This window comes from Streptomyces xanthophaeus (assembly GCF_000725805.1).
In the GTDB taxonomy this organism is placed as follows: Bacteria; Actinomycetota; Actinomycetes; order Streptomycetales; family Streptomycetaceae; genus Streptomyces; species Streptomyces xanthophaeus.
Window position 1 is genome coordinate 170,407 of sequence record NZ_KL647134.1, and the last position, 21,934, is coordinate 192,340.

The 21,934-nt window shown below is 72.0% G+C and carries 21 protein-coding genes and 1 tRNA gene; 17 read left to right on the top strand and 5 right to left on the bottom strand.

Going from position 1 to position 21,934, the window contains the following annotated elements; genetic code table 11:
* Nucleotides 1-6 precede the first annotated feature (6 nt).
* The 4 genes from IO30_RS0135245 to IO30_RS0135260 all read left to right on the top strand — a co-directional run bounded on the left by IO30_RS0135245 (nucleotide 7) and on the right by IO30_RS0135260 (nucleotide 4,291).
* Complete coding sequence (locus IO30_RS0135245) at nucleotides 7-924, top strand: hydroxymethylglutaryl-CoA lyase (RefSeq protein WP_031149988.1); 918 nt, start codon at nucleotides 7-9, stop codon at nucleotides 922-924.
* Between the two features lie 7 nt (nucleotides 925-931).
* Nucleotides 932-2,092 carry an acyl-CoA dehydrogenase family protein gene (locus IO30_RS0135250; RefSeq protein ID WP_031149990.1) on the top strand — a complete coding sequence of 387 codons (1,161 nt, stop codon included), beginning with the start codon at nucleotides 932-934 and terminating at the stop codon, nucleotides 2,090-2,092.
* Nucleotides 2,093-2,235: 143 nt separating this feature from the next.
* Nucleotides 2,236-3,276, top strand: coding sequence for an ABC transporter substrate-binding protein (locus IO30_RS0135255; RefSeq protein WP_031149992.1), 1,041 nt, complete (start codon nucleotides 2,236-2,238; stop codon nucleotides 3,274-3,276).
* A gap of 70 nt (nucleotides 3,277-3,346) precedes the next feature.
* A complete protein-coding gene (locus tag IO30_RS0135260; RefSeq protein ID WP_031149994.1) occupies nucleotides 3,347-4,291 on the top strand; it encodes a siderophore-interacting protein in 945 nt (314 codons plus the stop codon).
* A gap of 7 nt (nucleotides 4,292-4,298) precedes the next feature.
* On the opposite strand, the gene IO30_RS0135265 is transcribed toward IO30_RS0135260, so the two are convergent.
* Entirely contained in the window at nucleotides 4,299-5,909 is a 1,611-nt protein-coding gene (locus IO30_RS0135265) for a beta-N-acetylhexosaminidase (RefSeq protein ID WP_031149996.1), read from the bottom strand.
* A gap of 52 nt (nucleotides 5,910-5,961) precedes the next feature.
* Here IO30_RS0135265 and IO30_RS0135270 point away from each other — a divergent pair, with 52 nt between their 5' ends.
* The 3 genes from IO30_RS0135270 to glmS all read left to right on the top strand — a co-directional run bounded on the left by IO30_RS0135270 (nucleotide 5,962) and on the right by glmS (nucleotide 9,129).
* On the top strand, nucleotides 5,962-6,873 hold the full coding sequence (locus IO30_RS0135270) for a DUF4429 domain-containing protein (RefSeq protein WP_031149998.1): 912 nt from the start codon (nucleotides 5,962-5,964) through the stop codon (nucleotides 6,871-6,873).
* 97 nt (nucleotides 6,874-6,970) lie between these two features.
* Entirely contained in the window at nucleotides 6,971-7,246 is a 276-nt protein-coding gene (locus IO30_RS0135275) for a hypothetical protein (RefSeq protein WP_031150000.1), read from the top strand.
* Between the two features lie 65 nt (nucleotides 7,247-7,311).
* Nucleotides 7,312-9,129 (top strand): glutamine--fructose-6-phosphate transaminase (isomerizing), encoded by a 1,818-nt coding sequence (glmS, locus tag IO30_RS0135280; protein ID WP_031150002.1) that lies wholly within the window; start codon nucleotides 7,312-7,314, stop codon nucleotides 9,127-9,129.
* Between the two features lie 99 nt (nucleotides 9,130-9,228).
* Here the strand turns inward: glmS and IO30_RS0135285 are convergent, their stop codons facing one another.
* Nucleotides 9,229-9,798 carry an acetate uptake transporter gene (locus tag IO30_RS0135285; protein WP_031150004.1) on the bottom strand — a complete coding sequence of 190 codons (570 nt, stop codon included), beginning with the start codon at nucleotides 9,796-9,798 and terminating at the stop codon, nucleotides 9,229-9,231.
* Between the two features lie 98 nt (nucleotides 9,799-9,896).
* Nucleotides 9,897-10,430, bottom strand: coding sequence for a universal stress protein (locus IO30_RS0135290; RefSeq protein WP_031150006.1), 534 nt, complete (start codon nucleotides 10,428-10,430; stop codon nucleotides 9,897-9,899).
* Between the two features lie 436 nt (nucleotides 10,431-10,866).
* On the opposite strand from IO30_RS0135290, the gene IO30_RS41410 reads away from it, so the two are divergent.
* From IO30_RS41410 to IO30_RS0135310, 4 genes are all read left to right on the top strand, one after another.
* Entirely contained in the window at nucleotides 10,867-11,187 is a 321-nt protein-coding gene (locus IO30_RS41410; RefSeq protein ID WP_037896066.1) for a hypothetical protein, read from the top strand.
* Nucleotides 11,188-11,563: 376 nt separating this feature from the next.
* Nucleotides 11,564-12,736: a helix-turn-helix domain-containing protein gene (locus IO30_RS0135300; protein ID WP_031150010.1), complete on the top strand. Its 1,173-nt coding sequence runs from the start codon at nucleotides 11,564-11,566 to the stop codon at nucleotides 12,734-12,736.
* Between the two features lie 162 nt (nucleotides 12,737-12,898).
* The gene (orn, locus tag IO30_RS0135305; protein WP_031150012.1) at nucleotides 12,899-13,501 is read left to right on the top strand and encodes an oligoribonuclease; all 603 of its coding nucleotides are present in this window, start codon (nucleotides 12,899-12,901) and stop codon (nucleotides 13,499-13,501) included.
* 106 nt (nucleotides 13,502-13,607) lie between these two features.
* Nucleotides 13,608-13,680 (top strand) — tRNA-His (locus IO30_RS0135310).
* A gap of 81 nt (nucleotides 13,681-13,761) precedes the next feature.
* Here IO30_RS0135310 and IO30_RS0135315 read toward each other — a convergent pair.
* Nucleotides 13,762-14,805 carry a LacI family DNA-binding transcriptional regulator gene (locus tag IO30_RS0135315; protein ID WP_031150014.1) on the bottom strand — a complete coding sequence of 348 codons (1,044 nt, stop codon included), beginning with the start codon at nucleotides 14,803-14,805 and terminating at the stop codon, nucleotides 13,762-13,764.
* Between the two features lie 102 nt (nucleotides 14,806-14,907).
* Here IO30_RS0135315 and IO30_RS0135320 point away from each other — a divergent pair, with 102 nt between their 5' ends.
* Genes IO30_RS0135320 through IO30_RS0135340 form a run of 5 tightly spaced genes read left to right on the top strand, consistent with a single transcriptional unit; the run spans nucleotide 14,908 to nucleotide 20,385 of the window.
* A complete protein-coding gene (locus IO30_RS0135320; protein ID WP_031150015.1) occupies nucleotides 14,908-16,239 on the top strand; it encodes an ABC transporter substrate-binding protein in 1,332 nt (443 codons plus the stop codon).
* Nucleotides 16,240-16,246: 7 nt separating this feature from the next.
* On the top strand, nucleotides 16,247-17,260 hold the full coding sequence (locus IO30_RS0135325; protein WP_031150017.1) for a carbohydrate ABC transporter permease: 1,014 nt from the start codon (nucleotides 16,247-16,249) through the stop codon (nucleotides 17,258-17,260).
* Nucleotides 17,260-18,084 (top strand): carbohydrate ABC transporter permease, encoded by an 825-nt coding sequence (locus tag IO30_RS0135330; RefSeq protein WP_031150018.1) that lies wholly within the window; start codon nucleotides 17,260-17,262, stop codon nucleotides 18,082-18,084. Before IO30_RS0135325 ends, IO30_RS0135330 begins: the two co-directional genes overlap by 1 nt.
* Nucleotides 18,081-19,448, top strand: a complete 1,368-nt coding sequence (locus IO30_RS0135335) for a GH1 family beta-glucosidase (protein WP_167347306.1) — start codon at nucleotides 18,081-18,083, stop codon at nucleotides 19,446-19,448. The genes IO30_RS0135330 and IO30_RS0135335 overlap by 4 nt, the downstream gene beginning before the upstream one ends.
* Before the next feature lie 10 nt (nucleotides 19,449-19,458).
* On the top strand, nucleotides 19,459-20,385 hold the full coding sequence (locus IO30_RS0135340; protein WP_031150022.1) for a hypothetical protein: 927 nt from the start codon (nucleotides 19,459-19,461) through the stop codon (nucleotides 20,383-20,385).
* A gap of 25 nt (nucleotides 20,386-20,410) precedes the next feature.
* Here the strand turns inward: IO30_RS0135340 and IO30_RS0135345 are convergent, their stop codons facing one another.
* On the bottom strand, nucleotides 20,411-21,247 hold the full coding sequence (locus IO30_RS0135345) for an NmrA family NAD(P)-binding protein (RefSeq protein ID WP_031150024.1): 837 nt from the start codon (nucleotides 21,245-21,247) through the stop codon (nucleotides 20,411-20,413).
* Between the two features lie 131 nt (nucleotides 21,248-21,378).
* Here IO30_RS0135345 and IO30_RS0135350 point away from each other — a divergent pair, with 131 nt between their 5' ends.
* On the top strand, nucleotides 21,379-21,888 hold the full coding sequence (locus IO30_RS0135350; RefSeq protein ID WP_051859793.1) for a MarR family winged helix-turn-helix transcriptional regulator: 510 nt from the start codon (nucleotides 21,379-21,381) through the stop codon (nucleotides 21,886-21,888).
* Nucleotides 21,889-21,934 lie beyond the last annotated feature (46 nt).

Sequence of the window (21,934 nt, forward strand, 5' to 3'; positions counted from 1 at the left end):
CTGCCCATGACCGTGCCCGCCCCGGGCCTGCCGCCCCGGGTCCGCATCCACGAGGTCGGGGCCCGCGACGGGCTGCAGAACGAGAAGACGGCCGTCCCCACGGAGGTGAAGGCGGAGTTCGTCCACCGCCTCGCCGCCGCCGGGCTGACCACCATCGAGGCGACCAGCTTCGTCCACCCCAAGTGGGTGCCCCAGCTCGCGGACGCGGAGCAGCTCTTCCCGCTGCTCGCCGACGTGGAGGCGGCGCTGCCGGTCCTCGTCCCCAACGAGCGCGGGCTCGACCGGGCGCTGGCGCTGGGGGCGACCCGGATCGCCGTCTTCGGCTCGGCGACCGAGACCTTCGCCTCCCGCAACCTCAACCGGACCGTCGCCGAGTCCCTGGCCATGTTCGAGCCCGTCGTGGCCCGGGCCAAGCAGGCCGGGGCGCACGTGCGCGGCTACCTCTCGATGTGCTTCGGCGACCCCTGGGAAGGGCCGGTCCCGGTCGACGGGGTGGTCGGCGTCGCGAAGGCCCTGCTGGACCTCGGCTGTGACGAGCTGAGCCTCGGCGACACCATCGGCGTCGCCACCCCGGGCCACGTCCAGGCCCTGCTGTCCGCGCTGAACGGGGCGGGCGTGGCCACCGACCTGATCGGCGTGCACTTCCACGACACCTACGGCCAGGCCCTGTCCAACACCCTCGCCGCGCTCCAGCACGGCGTGACCACGGTCGACGCCTCCGCCGGGGGCCTCGGCGGATGCCCGTACGCCAAGAGCGCCACCGGGAACCTCGCCACCGAGGACCTGGTGTGGATGCTCGACGGCCTCGGCATCGAGACCGGCGTCGACCTGGCCGCCCTCACCGCCACGAGCGTATGGATGGCCGAACAGCTGGGCCGCCCCAGCCCCTCCCGTACCGTCCGCGCCCTCTCCCACAAGGAGTAAGAGACCCATGTCCCTCGACCACCGGCTCACCCCCGAGCACGAGGAACTCCGCCGTACCGTCGAGGCGTTCGCGCACGACGTGATCGCGCCGAAGATCGGCGACCTGTACGAGCGTCACGAGTTCCCGTACGAGATCGTCGCCGAGATGGGCCGCATGGGCCTGTTCGGCCTGCCCTTCCCCGAGGAGTACGGCGGCATGGGCGGCGACTACCTCGCCCTCGGCATCGCCCTGGAGGAGCTGGCCCGCGTCGACTCCTCGGTCGCCATCACCCTGGAGGCCGGGGTCTCCCTCGGCGCCATGCCGATCTACCTCTTCGGCTCCGAGGAGCAGAAGCGGCAGTGGCTGCCCAAGATGTGTTCCGGTGAGGTCCTGGGCGCCTTCGGCCTGACCGAGCCGGGCGCCGGCTCGGACGCGGGCGGCACCCGCACCACGGCCGTCCGCGAGGGCGACGAGTGGGTGATCAACGGTTCGAAGTGCTTCATCACCAACTCGGGCACGGACATCACGGGCCTGGTCACCGTCACCGCCGTGACCGGCCGCAAGGCCGACGGCCGCCCGGAGATCTCCTCGATCATCGTCCCGTCCGGCACCCCGGGCTTCACGGTGGCCGCGCCCTACTCCAAGGTCGGCTGGAACGCCTCGGACACCCGCGAGCTGTCCTTCGACGGGGTGCGGGTCCCGCTGGCCAACCTGGTCGGCGCGGAGGGCCGCGGGTACGCGCAGTTCCTGCGCATCCTGGACGAGGGCCGGATCGCGATCTCCGCTCTGGCCACCGGTCTGGCGCAGGGCTGCGTGGACGAGTCGGTGAAGTACGCCAGGGAGCGGCACGCCTTCGGCAAGGCGATCGGCGACAACCAGGCCATCCAGTTCAAGCTGGCGGACATGGAGATGCGCGCCCACATGGCCCGTATCGGCTGGCGTGACGCGGCCTCGCGGCTGGTGGCCGGCGAGCCCTTCAAGAAGGAGGCGGCGATCGCCAAGCTGTACTCCTCCACCGTGGCCGTGGACAACGCCCGTGAGGCCACGCAGATCCACGGCGGCTACGGCTTCATGAACGAGTACCCGGTCGCCCGCATGTGGCGGGACTCCAAGATCCTGGAGATCGGCGAGGGGACGAGCGAGGTCCAGCGCATGCTGATCGCCCGCGAGCTGGGCTTCACCGCCTAGCCGCCGGCGGCGGCGGCCGCGGCCGCGGATCGTCCGGAGGGGGTCCTGGGACAGGGCCCCCTTTCTCGTTCCCAGGAAGGTTAGGCTAACCTTCCTGCCAAATGGCTCCCCGGCCGCCGGAACGTACGAATACGGACACCCTCATGCGCAAGTCCCGCACCTCCCCCCTCTCCCGTCGCGGTCTCATAGCGGCCGGCGGCGCCCTCGGCCTCGTCGCCGCGCTCAGCGCCTGTGGCACGACCCAGGCGAAGGGGGAAGGCGGCAAGGACACCGGCGCGGCCGCGTCGGAGGGCTGGTCCTTCAAGGACGACCTCGGCACGGACATCAACCTCAAGGCCAAGCCGAAGAACGTCGTCGCCTACACCGGCACGGCCGCCGCGCTCCACGACTACGGGGTCCAGGTCAAGGGCGTGTTCGGCCCCACCAAGACCGCCGACGGCAAGCCCGACCCGAACGCCGGCTCGATGGACATCTCCAAGGTCGAGATCCTGGGCAACGTCTACGACGAGTTCAACGTCGAGAAGTACGCCGCCCTCCAGCCCGACCTGCTGGTCACCAACACCTGGGACGGAAGCCTCTGGTACGTCCCGACCGCCTCCAAGGACAAGATCGCGAAGCTGGCCCCGGCCGCCGCGATCGGCGTGGGCAAGGGCGTCTCCCTCGACCGGGCCCTGGAGCGCACGGCCGACCTCGCCAAGGCCCTGGGCGCCGACCTGAACACCCAGAAGACGGCCGACGCCAAGGCCCGCTTCGAGACCGGCGCCGCCAAGGTCCGCGAGGCCACCAAGGCCAACCCGGGCATCAAGGTGCTCGTCGGCTCCGGCTCCGACGCCCTCTTCTACGTGTCCACCCCGAAGACCTCGGCCGACCTCAAGTACTTCGAGACCCTGGGCGTCGAGTTCGTCACCCCCGAGGACGGCGCGCTGGACGCGGGCGGCTTCTACGAGAGCCTCAGCTGGGAGAACGCGGGCAAGTACCCGGCCGACCTGGTCCTGCTCGACAACCGCACCGGCACCCTCCAGCAGGAGGAGCTGAAGGCCAGGCCCACCTGGACCGAGCTCCCCGCGGTCAAGGCCGGCCAGGTCGCCCCGCGCGTGACCGAGCCGATCTACTCGTACGACAAGTGCGCCCAGATCCTCGAAGACCTCGCGAAGGCAATCCAGAACGCCAAGAAGGTCAGCTGACCCCCGCCGCCCCACCGCACCGGACCGCACCGCACCGGACCGACCGGCCTTCCCAGGGGGGACCCACCGCATGACGGCAACAGCATCCGGATCCGCAGCCGCAGCCGCAGCCGCGTCCGACGTCCCGGCCGAGCAGCACTTCCGCTTCTTCGCCCTCGACGTGCTCCGCACCCGCCGCCTCGGGCGCTCGTTCCTGCGGGTCACCTTCGGCGGGGAGTCGCTCGCGGACTTCCGCTCGGGCGGCTTCGACCAGAGCCTCTCGCTCTTCCTGCCGCCCCCGCACCGGGAGCACACCGTGCTCCCCTCCACCGACGCGGACACCTGGTTCGCGGCCTGGCGCGCGATGCCCGACGAGGAGCGTCCGGCGATGCGCTCCTACACCGTGCGCGAGCAGCGCCGGACACCCGAAGGGGTGGACGAGGTCGACGTGGACTTCGTCCTGCACGGTGACCACGGCCCCGCCTCCCACTGGGCCGGGCGGGCGGTCACCGGCCGCCGGATCATGGCGATCGGACCGGCCGTCGCGCAGAACAGGTCCGTGCGCTTCCAGCCCCCGGCCGACTGCACCGAGGTCTGGATGTACGCGGACGAGACCGCGCTGCCCGCCGCCGCGGCGATCCTCGAACGGCTCGGCGCCGGGGTCCGGGTCCGGGCCTGGTTCGAGGTGCCGCACGCGGACGACCGGCTCGCACCGGCCGCCCCCGCGGACACCGTCCTCACCTGGATCGTGCGCGAGGGCACGGGCCCCGACCGGACCGGGCGGGTCCTGGACGCGCTGCGCGCCGCGGAGCCCGGTGACGCCGCCGGGCCCGCCCGCGGAGCCCCGTACGTCTGGCTCGCGGGCGAGGCCGGCACCGTCCGGGCCGTACGCCGCCACCTGGTGCAGGAACGCGGCGTCGACCGCAGGGCCGTGCGCTTCACCGGCTACTGGCGGCTCGGCTCCAGCGAGGAGCAGCTCCTCGCCGAGGCCTACGCGGGCCGGGCCCCCGGCGAGGAGCCGGACTCCGCCCTGTGAAGGGACGCTAGGACCACGGCACGTCCGGGGCCCGGTAGTAGCTGACGTCCTGGGCGTCCAGGCGCGGGCCCTGGGCCGCGAGCCGTTCGCGGTAGGAGGCCCAGTCCCGCGGGCCGTGGCTCCAGCCCAGTTCGGCCAGGCTCAGGACCCTCGGGAAGGCCATCAGCTCCAGGTCCCCGCGGGTCGCGACGGTCTCCGTCCACAGCGGCGCCTCGACGCCCAGGACCGCGGACTCGGGAACTCCGGCCAGATAGGAGCCCGGGTCCCAGGAGTAGGACCGCTCCACGGGGACGTAACCGGCCCAGGCCAGGCCCGGCTTGGTCTGCGCGTCGTACTTCATGTCCAGGTAGAGCCGGTCCGCGGGCGACAGGATCACCGGATGGCCGGCCTTCGCCGCCGCCGCGACGGCCGCCTTCTCCGCCGCCGGGGTCTTGTCGTGGCCCCAGTACTGGAGCACCGCGTCCTCGGCCGGGCGGGCCGCGGCCAGCTGGTGCCAGGCCATCACCTTCTTGCCGTGGCGCCCCACCACCGCCTGCGCCCGGTCCATGAAGGCCGCGTAGTCCGCCGCCGGGGTCGAGTGGGCCTCGTCGCCGCCGATGTGGAGGTAGCGGCCCGGCGTGAGCTCCGCGAGTTCACCGAGCACCTCGTCGATGAACTCGTACGTCCGCTCCTTGCCGACGCACAGCGAGCTGAAGCCCACCTTGGTCCCGGTGTACCGCTCGGGGGCCTTCCCGTCGCAGTTCAGCTCGGCGTAGGAGGCGAGTGCGGCGTTCACGTGGCCCGGCATGTCGATCTCGGGGACCACGTCCACGTACCGCTGGCCCGCGTACGCGACCAGCTCGCGGTAGTCGGCCTTGCTCCAGTACCCGCCGGGGCCGCCGCCGACCTCGCTGCCGCCGCCGTGCTCCGCCAGCCGCGGCCAGGAGTCGACCGCCAGGCGCCAGCCCTGGTCGTCCGTCAGGTGCACGTGCAGGGTGTTGACCTTGTACTGGGCCAGCTGGTCGATGTACCTCTTCACCTGCTCGACCGTGAAGAAGTGCCGTGCGACGTCGATCATCGCGCCCCGGTACGCGAACCGCGGCCGGTCGGTGACCGTGCCGCCGGGGACCGTCCCGGGCCCCGCCACCGGCACCAGCTGGCGCAGGGTCTGCCCCGCGCGGAAGAGCCCCGCCGGGGTGCGCGCGGTGAGGGTGACCCCGCCCGGGCGGGACTCCAGCCGGTACCCCTCGTCCCCCACCCCCTCGGCGTCCTCGTCCAGCCGGAGCCGGATGCCGTCCCCCTCGGCCCCGTCGACCACCGGCAGCGGCAGCCCGCTCGGGCCGCGCAGCTGCTCGGCGAGGAGCTCGCCGACCTGGCGGACCTCCTCCCCCGACCCGTGGCCCGTACGGATGACCGTGCCGGCGCCGAAGGCGTACCCGGGGCCCTGCGCCTGCGCGGACAGGGGCGCGGGCAGGAGCCGTTCGTAGGGGGCGAGGACGGCTGCGGGCCGCCGGTCGCCGGGTCTGGCGTCGTCTCCGTGGGCGGCGGTGCAGGCGGTGGCCAGCAGCGGGGCCACGCCGAGGAGGAGGGGGCCGAGGGGCCCGAGGAGGGTGCCGAGCGTGCGTCGCAGGACTCTCATGGCCCCAGGTATAGGCCACCTGGGGCGTTCAGGCCGGTGCGAGAATCGTCGGATGGCGGAAATCATCCAGAAGGACGGCACGTGGACCTTCGACGGGGACACGGTGCGCATCGTGCCGGGCCGCGACAAGGGGGTGGGCCTGCTGCGCCAGACCCTCGGTGAAGTGGCGGTCCCGCTGCGCGCGGTGGCGGGCATCAGCTACGAACCGGGCCGCAAGTCGGGCCGGTTGCGGCTGCGGCTGCGCGACGGCGCCGACCCGCTGCTCCAGGTGACGGGCGGGCGGCTGGCGGAGGCCTCCGACCCGTACCGGCTCAGCGTGGAGAGCGACCGCAGCGGGGTGGCCGAGTACTTCGTGGACGAGGTGCGCAACGCGCTGCTGCTGGAGCAGGTGGAGAGCGGGCCGACGGTCGCCTACCTGCTGCCCGGCCCCCCGGTGCCGGTCACGGTGAGCGCGGGCGACGGGACGGTCGCCTTCGACGGGGACCGGGTGGTGCTGGAGTGGAACTGGAAGACGGAGGACGCCAAGAGCTCCGGCGGAGCGCGCTCGTTCCGGGCCGCGGACGTGAAGGCGGTGGAGTGGACCCCGGCGGTGGGACTGGAGAACGGCTGGCTCCGCTTCACCCTGGCCGGCGCCACGGCCTCGGCGCCCGCACCCAAGTACGACCCCCACGCGGTGGAGCTGTTCGGCTTCAAGAAGGACCCGCTGATGGCCTTGGTCGCGGCGGCGGTGGCGGTACGGCTGCCCCACCCGGCGGCGGCAGCGGCCGAGGAGGCCCCCGCGGCCCTCGCCGCGGCGGGCGGCTCCCTGGGGCTGCCGGGCGGGGCGTCGGGGGCCGCGGAGGAGCCCGTCGACCACGACGCCCTGCTGCGGCGGCTGCGCGAGCTCGGCGAACTGCACCAGTCGGGCATCCTCACGGCCGATGAGTTCACGGCGGCCAAGCAGGCCGTTTTGCGGCGTTTCTGACCGGATCCACGCATTCCGCTGGTCCAGACCAGGGAGATCCTGCCCGGAATCGGGCAGGATCTTTGCATTCACCGGTATGAGCCGCCAGTATCGACGGGTGCTCGATCGCCGCCCGTCGCATGACGACCTCGTCGACCACCTGGTGCGCAGCACCGCGCTGCAGCGCGGTGAAGCCGCCCGGGTGGTGCTCGACGTGCTGGCGTACTTCGACGAGACGACCGAGGAGTTCGTCCGCCGCCGCCACCGTGAACTGCAGTCGGGCGGGGCGGTCAACGCGGACATCTTCGAGCGGATCGCGGCCGAGCTGCCGCACCGCGCCGTGGCGCCTCCGGAGCTCTCGCTCCGGCAGCTGCGCCGCATCGTCTACGGCTGAGCAGGTGGCCGCCGGGGCGGCCGCGTGCGGGTACACCAACCGGACTTCAGGAGGGGCAGAACCGTATGTGTGGAATTGTCGGTTACATCGGCAAGCGTGACGTGGCACCGCTGCTGCTGGAAGGCCTGCAGCGCCTCGAATACCGCGGGTACGACTCCGCGGGCATCGTGGTCAACAGCCCGAAGGCCACCACCCTGAAGGTCGTCAAGGCCAAGGGCCGGGTCCGCGAGCTGGAGAGCCGCGTCCCCAAGCGCTTCGCCGGCACCACCGGCATCGCCCACACCCGCTGGGCCACGCACGGCGCGCCCAGCGACCTCAACTCGCACCCGCACCTCGACCCCGAGGGCAAGGTCGCCGTCGTCCACAACGGCATCGTCGACAACGCCTCCGAGCTGCGCGCCAAGCTGGAGGCCGAGGGCGTCGTCTTCGTCTCGGAGACCGACACCGAGGTGATCGTCCACCTGATCGCCCGCTCCGCCGCCGACTCCCTGGAGGAGAAGGTCCGCGAGGCCGTCAAGGCGATCGAGGGCACCTACGGCATCGCCGTCATGCACGCCGACTTCGCCGACCGCATCGTCGTCGCCCGCAACGGCTCCCCCGTCATCCTCGGCATCGGCGAGAAGGAGATGCTCGTCGCCTCCGACGTCGCCGCGCTGATCGCCCACACCCGCCAGGTCGTCACCCTCAACGACGGCGAGATGGCCACCCTGAAGGCCGACGACTTCCGCACCTACACCACCAGCGGCACGTCGACCACCGCCACCCCAGAGACCGTGGAGTGGGAGGCCGCCTCCTACGACATGGGCGGCCACGACACGTACATGCACAAGGAGATCTCCGAGCAGCCCGACGCGGTCGACCGCGTGCTGCGCGGCCGGATCGACGACCGCTTCAACACCGTGCACCTGGGCGGCCTGAACCTGGACCCGCGCGAGGCGCGCGGCATCCGCCGGGTCAAGATCCTGGGCTGCGGCACCTCCTACCACGCGGGCCTCATCGGCGCGGGCCTGATCGAGAGCCTGGCCCGCATCCCCGCGGACGCCGAGCCGGCCTCCGAGTTCCGCTACCGCAACCCGGTCGTGGACCCCGACACCCTGTACATCGCGGTCTCCCAGTCGGGTGAGACCTACGACGTGCTCGCGGCCGTGCAGGAGCTCAAGCGCAAGGGCGCCCGCGTCCTCGGCGTGGTCAACGTGGTGGGCTCCGCCATCGCCCGCGAGGCCGACGGCGGCGTGTACGTCCACGCGGGCCCCGAGGTCTGCGTCGTCTCCACCAAGTGCTTCACCAACACCGTGGTGGCCTTCGCGCTGCTCGCCGTGCACCTGGGCCGGATCCGGGACCTGTCGGTCACCGACGGCAAGCGGATCATCGAGGGCCTGCGCAAGCTGCCCGCGCAGATCCAGGAGATCCTCGAGGGCGAAGAGGACATCAAGAAGCTGGCGGCCGAGTACGCCGAGGCAAAGTCGATGATGTTCATCGGGCGGGTGCGCGGTTACCCGGTGGCCCTGGAGGCCTCCCTCAAGCTCAAGGAGATCTCCTACATCCACGCGGAGGCCTACCCGGCCTCCGAGCTCAAGCACGGTCCGCTCGCGCTCATCGAGCCGTCGCTGCCGACCGTCGCGATCGTGCCGGACGACTCCCTGCTGGAGAAGAACCGCGCGGCGCTGGAGGAGATCAAGGCCCGCAGCGGCCGGATCCTCGCGGTCGCCCACCGGGCGCAGGAGAAGGCGGACCACACCATCCTCGTGCCCAAGAACGAGGACGAGCTGGACCCGATCCTGATGGGCATCCCGCTCCAGCTGCTGGCCTACCACACCGCCCTGGCCCTGGGCCGGGACATCGACAAGCCGCGCAACCTGGCCAAGTCCGTCACCGTCGAGTAGACGGCGGGCGCACGCACGGCAGGACGGCCCCCCGGGATCCCCGGGGGGCCGTCCTCGCTTCCGCTACCGCTTCCGGCTCCGCTGCCGGCCGTGCCCCGCTCAGCCCGCGGCGACCGCCCCGCGGCGCGAGGTCCGGCCCAGCGTCGTCGGCCAGTGCGCCAGCGCCGCGGTCGCCCCGTACCAGGCCAGCAGCCCGGAGACGGCGGCCACCCAGCCGGCCACCTTGCCCAGCGAGCTGCTGTCGGCGAAGGCGCCTATCGCCAGGAGCACCAGGGAGAGGGTGAACAGTCCGTACACGCCCTGTCCGAACAGTCCGCCCGTCGCACCCAGCGTGAGGGTGATCCCGAGGAGGGCGAACAGGACGAGGAACGTTCCGGCCGCGTCTGCCGAAACCTTTCCGTCGGCTCCTGCGGCCCAGGTGAACCAGAAGGCACCGAGACCCGCGAACGCCGTGCCGTTGAAGCCGTTGCCGCCGCGGAATTCGAGGACTCCGAGGACGAACAGGGCGAGACCGCCGACGTAGGTCGCGAGCGACACGGAGTCGGCCGCGCTCACACCGTCGATGATCCCGGTGTGGCCGATACCGAACGCGAGAAGGGTGAGACCCAGGGCGATGTGCCCGAGGGTCGAAGTCGAGGCCGTGCTTCCCGCAGAGACACCATTGTCCACGGCGGGCTCCCTTCGATCTGCAGTTGTTTGCTGCGTCCCAGCAGCATTTATCTACCCTTTACACGGGTGCACAACCGCACAACCGGCTTCACAGACGGTCACGGAATGACAACAACGGGTCGCTGTGCCCGCTTGGCCAGCCGGCCCGCCACCGAGCCGAAGATCCGGCCGACGAGTCCGTGCGTCGAACCGACCACGATGGCGTCGGCCGAGTACTCGCGGCCGACCTCCTCCAGCTCATGGCAGATGTCACCGCCGCGTTCGACCAGGATCCACGGCACTTCCGACAGGTAGTCGGCGCAGGCCAGCTCCAGCCCCAGAACCTCGGTGCGATGGTCCGGCACGTCCACGAAGACGGGCGGCTCACAGCCGGCCCACACCGTGGTGGGCAGCCGGTTGGCCACATGGACGATGATCAGACCGGATCCGGAGCGGCGGGCCATCCCGATGGCGTACGCGAGCGCGCGTTCGCTGGAGGTGGATCCGTCGAATCCCACAACGACTCCGTGCCGGAAGGCCGGATCGCAGGGAAGGCGTGTCTGTTCCACCGCGCGCAGATCGGCGGCCGACGCGGGGTCGGCGAGGCGTTTGCGCTTGCGGTCCGCGGGTTCGGAGGATTCGTGACCGGCCATGGGTGTCTCGGCGAAGAGGTCCTTGGAGGAAGCAACAGGGGCGAAATCGGCGACGCTGGGTAACGGAGCTCTGTCCGGGAAGCATCTTCCCAAGCCCGTACCCACCAGGGTACGGCGACACTCCCGTCCTGCACAGGGCATGCCGCCCTTGGAGAGCGTCCCAGGGAGCATGCCGGAGGGAGCGCGCCTTGGCAATGGCCGCTGGCCCCTACAGCCAGTGACGAACGGGCACCGTGCCACCCTTGCGCGCAGTGACCGAGCCCCGCCGCGGGACGTTGGACAGGCGTCCGACCGTCCAGGAAGAGCCCGCAGGGAGCACGCCGTGCCCGGCCATCCGGTACACCCCGTCCAGCCCGCCCAGCCGACTCGAGGCCTCCGGTCCACCCGGTCCGCACAACCGGCCCCTCAATTCCCGCCGCCTCCGCTTCACCCGTCCGTGCACCCCGCCAGACGCCCTCAGGACGACCCGGCGGGTGACGTGGTGCGCTGGGCCGCCTTCAGCTGCCTGCTCGTCCCGGTGGTCCTCGTGGTCTACGGGACCTCCTACGGCGGGGCGGCGGTCGCCACCCTCGGCCTGTGCGCCGTCACGGCCGCCTGCCGGGTACTGCTGCGCCACTCGGAGAAGGCGGAACGGGCCGCGGTCGCGGTCCTCGCACAGGAGCCGCTCCCCTCCGGTCCGCGCGGCCGGCACTCGCGCGGCGGGGCCGCTGCGCACCACGGCTGCCGGGCCGCCGACCGCACATCCCCTCAAGACTGACTGGTTCGCACACCCACACCCGCTAGTTTTCAGCCAACTTCCCGGCAAGGTGCCCCCCTTGCCGGAATGTCCCCCCAACCCCCCTACCACCAGCGACGACACGGCTCGGGGGGCGCCGGGACCCTATGGGTACTGGCCATGGCCGGGCAGCGCGCTTCCCACCCAGGTAGCGGAGTGGAACGCTTCCTGATCGAATGCTTTTCGCCAAGTTGCCAAGTCGACATAGCGCTGCGTGCTGAACTTGTCACGCCGACACCACGGGACGCAGTAGATTCGATCATGTATTTACAGCGGGGGATCCACGTGCAAGGCCGAGGGGAAACGTGCAGGTGCGACCAGACCAAGGAGTCGCGACACCCAAGGGGGGCTTAGCGCCATGAGCCAGGATTCCACCGCCGTCGTCGCGGACGCCGGCCGGAAGCTCGCGGGGCGTCGCCGCAGGGAGATCGTCGCGGTGCTGCTCTTCAGCGGCGGACCGATCTTCGAGAGCTCCATTCCACTCTCCGTGTTCGGCATTGACCGGCAGGACGCGGGAGTTCCACGCTATCGACTGCTCGTGTGCGCCGGTGAGGACGGTCCGCTCAGGACCACCGGCGGGCTCGAACTGACTGCGCCGTACGGGTTGGAGGCGATCGCCCGGGCAGGCACGGTCGTCGTTCCCGCATGGCGTTCCATCACTTCACCGCCGCCGCCCGAGGCGCTCGACGCACTGCGTCTGGCGCACGAGGAGGGGGCCCGGATCGTCGGACTGTGCACGGGAGCCTTCGTGCTCGCCGCCGCCGGTCTGCTGGACGGCCGGCCCGCGACGACGCACTGGATGTACGCGCCGACGCTGGCCAAGAGGTACCCGTCCGTCCATGTCGATCCGCGCGAACTGTTCGTCGACGACGGCGACGTGCTCACCTCCGCGGGCACGGCGGCCGGAATCGACCTGTGCCTGCACATCGTGCGCACGGACCACGGCAGCGAGGCGGCCGGGGCCCTGGCCCGCAGGCTCGTCGTCCCGCCGCGCCGGACGGGCGGCCAGGAGCGCTACCTCGACCGGTCGCTGCCGGAGGAGATCGGCGCCGACCCGCTGGCCGAGGTCGTCGCCTGGGCGCTGGAACACCTCCACGAGCAGTTCGACGTGGAGACCCTCGCCGCCCGCGCCTACATGAGCAGGCGCACCTTCGACCGGCGGTTCCGCTCGCTCACCGGCAGCGCCCCGCTCCAGTGGCTGATCACCCAGCGGGTGCTCCAGGCACAGCGGCTGCTGGAGACCTCCGACTACTCGGTGGACGAGGTCGCCGGGCGCTGCGGGTTCCGCTCGCCCGTCGCCCTGCGCGGGCACTTCCGGCGGCAGCTGGGTTCCTCCCCGGCCGCGTACCGCTCCGCCTACCGGGCACGGCGGCCGCAGGCCGACGTGGCGCAGGTCTCCCAGCTCTCGGAGAGCCCCGTTCCGCACCAGCGCACTCCGCAGCCCCAGCGGGCGGCGGCGGCCCTGGCCGCGGCCGGGCCGACGGTGACGGAGCTGTACTCCCCGGGCCGGGTCCTGCGCGAGCACGCGTAGCGTCCGTCCCGTCCCGGACACCGCACGACACGGGTCCCCCCTCGGCCACCGCCGAGGGGGGACCCGCGCGTACGTCCCGTCCCGCCGGCCCGTGCGCCGCAGTCCGGTACCGGACCCCGCGGGCACGGCCGGATGCCGCGGGGAGCGCATAAGGTGGGGCGCATGAACGATCGCATGGTGTGGATCGACTGCGAGATGACCGGGCTCTCGTTGACGGACGACGCACTTATCGAGGTGGCCGCACTGGTCACCGACTCGGAGCTCAACGTGCTCGGCGAAGGCGTGGACATCGTGATCCGCCCGCCGGACGCCGCCCTGGAGACCATGCCCGACGTGGTGCGCGAGATGCACACCGCTTCCGGACTGCTCGACGAGCTGGCCGGCGGGACCACCCTCGCGGACGCCGAGGCGCAGGTCCTGGCGTACGTACGGGAACACGTCAAGGAGCCCCGCAAGGCCCCGCTCTGCGGGAACTCGGTCGGCACCGACCGCGGGTTCCTGCTGCGCGACATGGCCGCGTTGGAGGGCTACCTGCACTACCGGATCGTGGACGTGTCCTCGGTCAAGGAGCTGGCGCGCCGCTGGTACCCGCGGGCGTACTTCAACAGCCCGCCGAAGAACGGCAACCACCGGGCGCTCGCGGACATCAAGGAGTCCATCGCCGAGCTGCGCTACTACCGGGAAGCGGTCTTCGTTCCGCAGCCCGGTCCCGACTCGGACACCGCCCGGACCATCGCCGCCAAGCACGTCGTGCCGGGCGAGTAGGACCGGTCGCCGCCCCTCCGGAGAGGGGCGCGGGGAACGGGGGCGCGAGCACCCTCCCGGACCCTGTACCCTTTTCTTCGGCCGGTCGGTTTTCCGACCGGACATGGTGGGTGTAGCTCAGCTGGTAGAGCACCTGGTTGTGGTCCAGGTGGCCGCGGGTTCAAGTCCCGTCACTCACCCTGAAAGAGGGCCCCGGTCCGCGGAAGCGGACCGGGGCCCTCTGCGTTTCGCTCCAGGGGCGGCCCTGTCCGCCCTGCCCCTCAGGACGACTCCCGGACCACCAGCTCGGTCGGCAGCACGACGGCGTTCCAGCCCGGCTTCCCCGGGGCTCCGCGGTGCTCCGCGATGTGCTCCAGGAGCACCCGCGCCATGGTCCGGCCCATCTCCTCGATCGGCTGCCGGACGCTGGTCAGCGGCGGGTCCATGTGCCGGGCCACCACCGAGTCGTCGAAGCCGATGAGGGCCACGTCCTGCGGGATGCGCCGGCCGGCCGCGCGCAGCTCCCGGCGGGCGCCCGCGGCCATCACGTCGGAGGCGGCGAAGACCGCGTCCAGCGCGGGGCGGCGCGCCAGCAGTTCGCGCATGGCGCGGCGGCCGCCGTCCTCGGTGAAGTCGCCGACCGCGACCAGCTCCTCGTCGACGGGGTGTCCGGCGGCGGCGAGGGCCTGCCGGTAGCCGTCGAGGCGGCACTGGGCCCCGTACACGTCCAGCGGGCCGGTGATCGTGGCGATGGCTCGGCGGCCCCGGCCCAGCAGGTGGCGCACGGCCTCGGCCGCGCCCGCCAGGTTGTCGGAGTCCACGTACGGCAGCGGTTCGGCGGCCGAGCGGCGGCCGCTGATCACGGCCGGGATGCCCAGTTCGGCCAGCAGCTCGGGCAGCGGGTCCCCGGCGTGGACGGACACCAGCAGGACCCCGTCGACGCGGTGCCCGGACAGGTACTGGGCCAGGCGGCGGCGCTCACGGTCGTTGCCCGCGAGGGTGAGGACGAGCTGCACGTCGGTCTCGGCGAGCGTGGCGCCGACCCCGCGGACCACGTCGGAGAAGTACGGCTCGGCGAAGAAGCGGGCCTCGGGCTCGGGGATCACGAGCGCGATGGCGTCGGTGCGGTTGGCCGCGAGGGCGCGGGCCGCGCGGTTGGGTACGTACCCCAGCTCGGCGACGGCGGCCTCGACCGCGGCCTTGGTGTGCTCGCTGACCTTGGAGGAGCCGTTGATCACCCGGGAGACCGTGCCGCGCCCCACTCCGGCGCGCGCCGCCACCTCCTCCAGGGTCGGCCGTCCCCCACTGCGCCCGTGCCCGTTCATGGCTTCCTCCCGGTTGTGAATCTACCCCTTGACGCGCGTGGGAGCGCTCCCACAGTGTGTCTCAGAACACCGGCACGTTCTCGTCCTTCAGGGAGGATGCACATGCGAGCCCCATCACGCGCCCGAAGAAGCCTCGTCACGGCAGGCACCGCGGTGGCCACGGCAGCCCTGCTGCTCGCCGGCTGCGCACAGGACCCGGACGAGCAGCCCGCGCCGGGCGGCTCGTCCGCCGACGGCAAGGCCAGGACGACGATCACCGTCGGAGTGTTCGGGGCCTTCGGCCTCCAGGAGGCCGGCCTCTACGACGAGTACATGGCGCAGAATCCCGGAATCCGCATCGAGCAGACCTCCATCGAGCGGAACGAGAACTACTACCCGCAGCTCCTCACCCACCTCGGCACGGGCAGCGGGCTCGCCGACATCCAGGCCGTCGAGGTCAACAACATCGCCGAGATCACCGCCACCCAGGCCGACAAGCTGGTCGACCTCGGCAAGGCGCCGGGCGTGGACAAGGCCGCCTACCTGCCCTGGAAGTGGGCGCAGGGCACGGCCAAGGGCGGGGCCACGGTGGGCCTGGGTACCGACATCGGCCCGCAGGGCATCTGCTACCGCAAGGACCTGTTCGAGGCGGCCGGTCTGCCCACCGACCGGGCAGCGGTCGGTGCGCTGTGGGCGGGCGACTGGAACAAGTACCTGGAGGCGGGCAAGGCGTACAAGGCGAAGGCCGGTGACGGCAAGGCCTTCGTGGACTCCGCGTCGGGCGTGATGGCGGCCGTGACCGGGAGCAGCGCCCAGCGGTACTACGACGACCAGGGCAAGGTCGTCTACAAGACCAACCCGGCGGTGCGCGGCGCCTTCGACCTCGCGGCCTCCTTCGCCACCGAGGGACTGAGCGCCAAGCTCCAGCAGTTCACCCCCTCCTGGGACCAGGGCTTCTCGAACGGCGCCTTCGCGACGGTCTCCTGCCCGGCCTGGATGCTCGGCTACATCCAGGACAAGGCGGGTCCGGCGGGCAAGGACAAGTGGGACGTGGCCCAGGCGCCGAAGCCGAGCAACTGGGGCGGCTCCTTCCTGGTGGTGCCGAAGGCGGGCAAGCACACCGAGGAGGCCGCCAAGCTGGCGGCCTGGCTGACGGCTCCGGCGCAGCAGGCGAAGCTGTTCGAGAAGCGGGGCAGCTTCCCGAGCGCGAGCGCCGCGTACGCACTGCCGTCGGTGTCGGGCGCGCAGCACGCCTACTTCGGTGGCGCCCCGATCGGGGCGATCTTCGCGAAGGCCGCCGAGAGCGTGCCGGTGACGGTGCTCGGGCCGAAGGACCTGGTGATCGCGCAGAACCTTGCGGACATCGGGATGCTCCAGGTCGACCAGAAGGGCCGCTCGCCGCAGGAGGGCTGGGAAGCCGCGGTGAAGGCGATCGACAACGCCCTGGACCAGTGAGGCTCCGGTGACGGACGAGACGGTTGTCCTCTCCCCTTCCCCTTCCCGCCCTGCGCGGAAGGGGAAGGGGGACGGCGAGGGCGAGGGGGCGCGGGGCGCGGGAACCGGCCGGGGCCAGGCGTGGCGCTCGCGCCGCTACCGGTGGGACCTGCGCTGGAGCCCGTACGCCTTCGTGGCGCCCTTCTTCCTCTTCTTCGCCGCCTTCGGGCTGTTCCCCCTGCTGTACACGGGCTGGGCGGCGCTGCACCAGGTGGAACTGACCGATCCGGACAGCATGACCTGGGTGGGGCTGAAGAACTTCACCCGGCTGTGGGACGACGAGTTCTTCTGGAACGCCCTGCGCAACACCGTCACCATCGGCCTGCTGTCCACGGTCCCGCAGCTGGCCATCGCCCTGGGCCTGGCCCACCTGCTGAACTACCGGCTGCGCGGCTCGGCCTTCTTCCGGGTCGCGGTGCTCACCCCGTACGCGACCTCGGTGGCGGCCGCCACCCTCGTCTTCGTGCTGCTCTTCGGCCGGGACTACGGGATGGTCAACTGGGCCCTGTCGGCGGTCGGTCTGGAGGCGGTGGACTGGCAGAACGGCACCTTCGCCTCCCAGCTGGCGGTCTCCACCATCGTGATCTGGCGGTGGACCGGCTACAACGCACTGATCTACCTGGCGGCCATGCAGGCCGTCCCCGGGGAGCTGTACGAGTCGGCCGCACTGGACGGGGCCTCGCGCTGGCAGCAGTTCCTCCACGTGACGGTGCCCTCGCTACGGCCGACGATCTTCTTCACCTGTGTGGTGTCGACGATCGGGGCGACGCAGCTGTTCGGCGAGCCGCTGCTCTTCAACGGCGGCGCGGGCGCCACCGGCGGCTCGGACCACCAGTTCCAGACGCTGGGGCTGTACCTGTACGAGCAGGGCTGGGTGAACCTGCACCTGGGGCGGGCCTCGGCCATCGCCTGGGCGATGTTCCTGATCCTGCTGCTCATCGCGGGCGCGGCACGGCTGCTGCGCGGACGGGAGGCTTCCTGATGGGATCGCTGCGCGCGGGCAGGTTCACCTACGTGGTGCTCGCGCTGTTCACCGCCGGCTCGCTCTTCCCGCTGGTGTGGACGGCGATCGCGGCCTCCCGCAGCAACACGCGGCTGGCGCAGACCCCTCCGCCGTTCTGGTTCGGCGGGAACCTGAGCCGCAACCTCCAGGTCGCGTGGACCGACGCCAACATGGGCGCGGCGCTGCTGAACACGGTGATCGTGGCGAGCACGGTCGCCGCGGGCACGGTGCTGTTCTCCACCCTGGCCGGTTTCGCCTTCGCCAAGCTGCGCTTCCGCGGCCGGCGGCTGCTGATGTCGCTGGTGGTCGCCACGATGCTGATCCCGCCGCAGCTGAGCGTGGTCCCGCTGTACATGCTGATCGCGCAGCTGTCGTGGACGGACCGGCTCCAGGCGGTGGTCCTGCCGATGCTGGTGTCCGCCTTCGGGGTCTTCTTCATGCGGCAGTACCTCGCGCAGGCGCTGCCGACGGAGCTGGTGGAGGCGGCGCGCTCGGACGGGGCGAGTTCGCTGCGGGTGGTGTGGCACGTGGTCTTCCCCGCGGCCCGGCCCGCGATGGCGGTGCTGGCCATGCTGACCTTCGTCATGGCCTGGAACGACTTCTTCTGGCCGATCGTCGCGCTGACCCAGAACGGCAGCCCGACGGTGCAGGTGGCCCTGACGGGGCTGGGCCGGGGCTACATCCCCGACCAGTCCGTGATCATGGCGGGCGCGCTGCTGGGCACGCTCCCGCTGCTGCTGGTGTTCCTCGTCTTCGGCCGCCAGATCGTCGGCGGCATCATGCAAGGAGCGGTGAAGGGTTGACGAACACTCCGACGGACACGACGCAGGTGTCGGGCAAACTCCGCTTCCCCCCGGGGTTCTTGTGGGGTGCGGCCACGGCCGCGTTCCAGATCGAGGGGGCGGCCGCCCTGCGCGGTCCGTCCATCTGGGACACCTTCTGCCGCACCCCCGGCAAGGTGCACGACGGGGACACGGGCGACGTGGCGGTGGACCACGTCCGACTGTGGCGCGAGGACGTCCGGCTGATGGCCCGGCTGGGGCTGGGCGCCTACCGGTTCTCGGTGTCCTGGCCGCGGGTGCTCGCGGGCGGGATCGGCTTCTACGACGCGCTCGTGGACGAGCTGCTCGCACACGGGATCCGGCCCTGCGTGACCCTGTACCACTGGGACCTGCCGCAGGAGCTCGAAACGGGCGGCGGCTGGCCCGAGCGGGAGACGGCCTACGCCTTCGCGGCGTACGCGGCGACCGTTGCCGAGGCCCTGGGCGACCGGGTGGAGCTGTGGACCACCCTCAACGAGCCCTGGTGCAGCGCCTTCCTCGGCTACGCCTCCGGGGTGCACGCCCCGGGCCGCACCTCCCCGGCCGACTCCCTGCGCGCCGCCCACCACCTCAACCTGGCCCACGGTATGGCCGCGGCGGCCCTGCCCTCCTCGGCCCGGGCCGGGATCGCCCTCAACCCCAGCGCGGTGCGGCCGCTGACGGACTCGGCCGCCGACCTGGACGCGCAGCGCCGCATCGACGCCCTCGCCAACCGGATCTTCACCGGGCCCCTGCTGCACGGGGCCTATCCCGAGGACCTGTTGGAGGACACCGCGGCGCTGACGGACTGGTCCTTCGTCCGCCCCGGCGACGAAGCCCTGATCCACCAGCCGCTCGGCTTCCTCGGCGTGAACTACTACACCCCGGCGGTGGTCTCGGCGGCCCCGGCCGGGGCCGGTCCCCGCGCCGACGGCCACGGGGCGACGGGGCACTCCCCCTGGCCCGCAGCGGACGCGGTGGCCTTCCACCAGCCTCCCGGCGAACGGACGGACATGAACTGGTCCGTCGACCCCACCGGCCTCCACGACCTGCTGATGCGCTTCACCGGGGAGGCTCCCGGACTGCCGCTGATGATCACGGAGAACGGCGCTGCGTACGGACCGGACCTGCACGACCCGCAGCGGATCGGCTACGTGAAGGAGCACCTGGCGGCCGTCCACCGCGCGATGGCCGACGGCGCCCCCGTGGAGGGCTACTTCCTCTGGTCCCTGATGGACAACTTCGAATGGTCCTACGGCTACAGCAAGCGCTTCGGCATCGTCCACGTCGACTACGCGACCCAGGCCCGCACCCCGCGCGCCAGCGCCCACTGGTACGCCCGGCTGGCCCGGACGGGGGCCTTGTAGATTCGCGCCCATGACCCGCACCACGCCCCCGCGCCCCCTGGACGCCGAAGCCCTCTTCCCCGGCCTGTCCGGCCACCGCCGGACGACGACCCGGCTCCACCCCCGGCCCGGGTCACCGGGGGTGGCCGACAGTCACGTCGGCGGGCCGCTGCTCTGGCCCGCCGACGAGCCGTGGCCGGTGTGCGAGGGCCCGCACGGCCCGGAGCCGGACGCCCCCGCCCTGCTGCCTCCGCTGCCCCTGCTGGCCGTGGCCCAGCTGTACGCGGGGGACGTGCCGGACCTCCCTGCGGGCCCGCCGGGCCACGACCTGCTCCAGGTGTTCTGGTGCCCCTTCGACGCCCACGGGCCGACGGGTCACGGCATGTACGTGCACCTGCGCTGGCGCAGGTCCGCCGAGGTCCGCGAGGTGCTGACGGAGCCGCCCGTGCCCGGGTCCGTGGGCTTCCACGGCTACCTCACCCAGCCCTGCGTACTGCACCCGGAGCAGGTCGTCGAATACCCGTACATCGAGCTGCTCCCGGGGGAGCTCGGGGAGCGGGTCGAGGCGTGGGAGGACGCCCAGGAGGAGGCCGCCTACGAGGCGGAGGAGGCCGGCGCGGTGGACGGGCACGACGACGGGGACACGGTCTGCCTGCCCGGCTACCAGGACGACCTGTCCGTCGCCCCGGGCTGGAAGGCCGGCGGCCACGCCGCCTGGAACCTCACCGGCCCCGGCACCATCGACTGCCGCAGCTGCGGCTCCCCGACGCAGCTGCTGCTGACGATCGACACCCACGAGTGGCACGGCGGGGACTCCAGCTGGATCCCGCTGGAGGACCGCCGTCCGGAGGACGGCGCCTTCGCCCCGACCGGTGCGGTCGTGGGCAACTACGGCAAGCTCAACATCTTCTCCTGCGCCCAGGACCCCTCCCATCCGCACGGCTTCAGCGTGCAGTAGCCCGGCGTCACGGCATGGGCCGCCTTCAGCGCTCCCCGACGCACCCGCCGAAGGCCTCGGCGTGGTCCCGCGCCCAGGACTCGAAGGTCCGGGCCGGGTGGCCGGTGAGCCGCTCGACGGTGTCGGTGATCTCCACGGGCACGCCGTCGGAGGCCTCCCAGAAGTCCAGGAGCGCATCCGCGTACGGGCCCGGTATGAAGCCGTCGACCTCGGACTTCCATTGCTCGGCCGTAACGGACTCGAAGGGCAGGGGCCGGCCGAGGACCGACCCGAGTATCGCGAGCTGTGTCGCGAAGGTCAGCGACTGCGGGCCCGTCAGGGTGTGGGCCCCGCCCGCGTGCGCGGGGTCGGTCAGGACGGCGAAGGCGGCCTCCGCGATGTCCGCCTCGTGGACCGGATCGCTGTACGCGCCCGGACAGGGCAGGTGGACCGGACGGCCCGACTTGAGCGGCCAGGCCCAGCCGAGGGCGTTGGTGGCGAAGGAGCCCGGCCGCAGCAGGGTGGTGTGCAGGGAGGAGGAGGTCAGGGCCTCCTCCACCGCGAGGTGGGACGCGGACAGCGGGCTGTTCGCGGCGTCGGGCCCGAGCACCGAGGAGGAGGACAGGAGCACGACATGCTCGACCCCGGCGGCGACCGCCTCCTTGACGAAGGACTCGACGCGGGAGGCCTCGGCGTAGAGGAAGACGGACCGCACCCCATCGAGGGCGGCGGGGAAGGTCGTCGGGTCGGTGAGGTCGCAGCGGACGGTCCCCGGCGTGTCCGGCTCGCGGGAGCCGAGGCGGTACGGGATCCGGCGGGCGGCGAGCAGGGCGGACAGGCCACGGGCAACGGCGCCTCGGCCGCCGGTGACGAGGATCGACATGACAGGTACCTCTTCCTTCTTCTGGACGCCTTTTGGACGCGGCAGTCTCCGGATAGAATCCATACGCGACGCAGATTCTTCGCTACACATTCACTGCGTCACACAGTTAAATTTGGAGCACGGAGAAGCCGATGTCAACGGATATCCCTCGTACGGGTGGCGGGCAGGACGGGTGGAGCCGCGCCGAGCTGCTCGCCCGCATCGTCACCGAGAGCCAGCGGCACTACGCCGACTACTCGCTCTTCAACCAGGCCATGGCCGAGCACGTCGGCCTGCACCCCACCGACATGCAGTGCATCGCGCTGCTGGACCTGGAGCCCGGCCCCGTCAGCACCGGTGAGATCGCCCGTCTGACCGGTCTGACCTCCGGCTCCGCCACCCGCCTCGTCGACCGGCTGGTCAAGGCGGGCATCGTCGAGCGCCACGCCGACCCGGACGACCGCCGCCGCTCCCTCGTCGCCCTCGCGCCCGAGGCCCGCGAGCGGATCGGCGCGGCCTGGGAGACCCCCGGCCGGGCCTTCGGCGCCGTACTGGAGGGCTACTCCGACGCCGAACTCGCCGTCATCGGCGACTACCTGCACCGGGCCGCCGAGGTCGGCAGGGCCCAGGCCAAGCGGCTGACCTCGGAGAACCCCGGCTGACCGGACCCTGACCGGAGCCTGACCGGACCGGCCCGGCCCGGACCGG

Bases quoted from the DNA above. Each gene is read 5' to 3' on its own strand.
- IO30_RS0135265 (WP_031149996.1), bottom strand. From the start codon at position 5,909: ATGAGAGTCCTGCGACGCACGCTCGGCACCCTCCTCGGGCCCCTCGGC.
- IO30_RS0135245 (WP_031149988.1), top strand. From the start codon at position 7: ATGACCGTGCCCGCCCCGGGCCTGCCGCCCCGGGTCCGCATCCACGAG.
- IO30_RS0135340 (WP_031150022.1), top strand. From the start codon at position 19,459: ATGACCCGCACCACGCCCCCGCGCCCCCTGGACGCCGAAGCCCTCTTC.
- IO30_RS0135290 (WP_031150006.1), bottom strand. From the start codon at position 10,430: ATGGCCGGTCACGAATCCTCCGAACCCGCGGACCGCAAGCGCAAACGC.
- orn (WP_031150012.1), top strand. From the start codon at position 12,899: ATGAACGATCGCATGGTGTGGATCGACTGCGAGATGACCGGGCTCTCG.
- IO30_RS0135250 (WP_031149990.1), top strand. From the start codon at position 932: ATGTCCCTCGACCACCGGCTCACCCCCGAGCACGAGGAACTCCGCCGT.
- IO30_RS0135260 (WP_031149994.1), top strand. From the start codon at position 3,347: ATGACGGCAACAGCATCCGGATCCGCAGCCGCAGCCGCAGCCGCGTCC.
- IO30_RS0135345 (WP_031150024.1), bottom strand. From the start codon at position 21,247: ATGTCGATCCTCGTCACCGGCGGCCGAGGCGCCGTTGCCCGTGGCCTG.
- IO30_RS0135350 (WP_051859793.1), top strand. From the start codon at position 21,379: ATGTCAACGGATATCCCTCGTACGGGTGGCGGGCAGGACGGGTGGAGC.
- IO30_RS0135315 (WP_031150014.1), bottom strand. From the start codon at position 14,805: ATGAACGGGCACGGGCGCAGTGGGGGACGGCCGACCCTGGAGGAGGTG.
- IO30_RS0135255 (WP_031149992.1), top strand. From the start codon at position 2,236: ATGCGCAAGTCCCGCACCTCCCCCCTCTCCCGTCGCGGTCTCATAGCG.
- glmS (WP_031150002.1), top strand. From the start codon at position 7,312: ATGTGTGGAATTGTCGGTTACATCGGCAAGCGTGACGTGGCACCGCTG.
- IO30_RS0135300 (WP_031150010.1), top strand. From the start codon at position 11,564: ATGAGCCAGGATTCCACCGCCGTCGTCGCGGACGCCGGCCGGAAGCTC.
- IO30_RS0135270 (WP_031149998.1), top strand. From the start codon at position 5,962: ATGGCGGAAATCATCCAGAAGGACGGCACGTGGACCTTCGACGGGGAC.
- IO30_RS0135320 (WP_031150015.1), top strand. From the start codon at position 14,908: ATGCGAGCCCCATCACGCGCCCGAAGAAGCCTCGTCACGGCAGGCACC.
- IO30_RS0135330 (WP_031150018.1), top strand. From the start codon at position 17,260: ATGGGATCGCTGCGCGCGGGCAGGTTCACCTACGTGGTGCTCGCGCTG.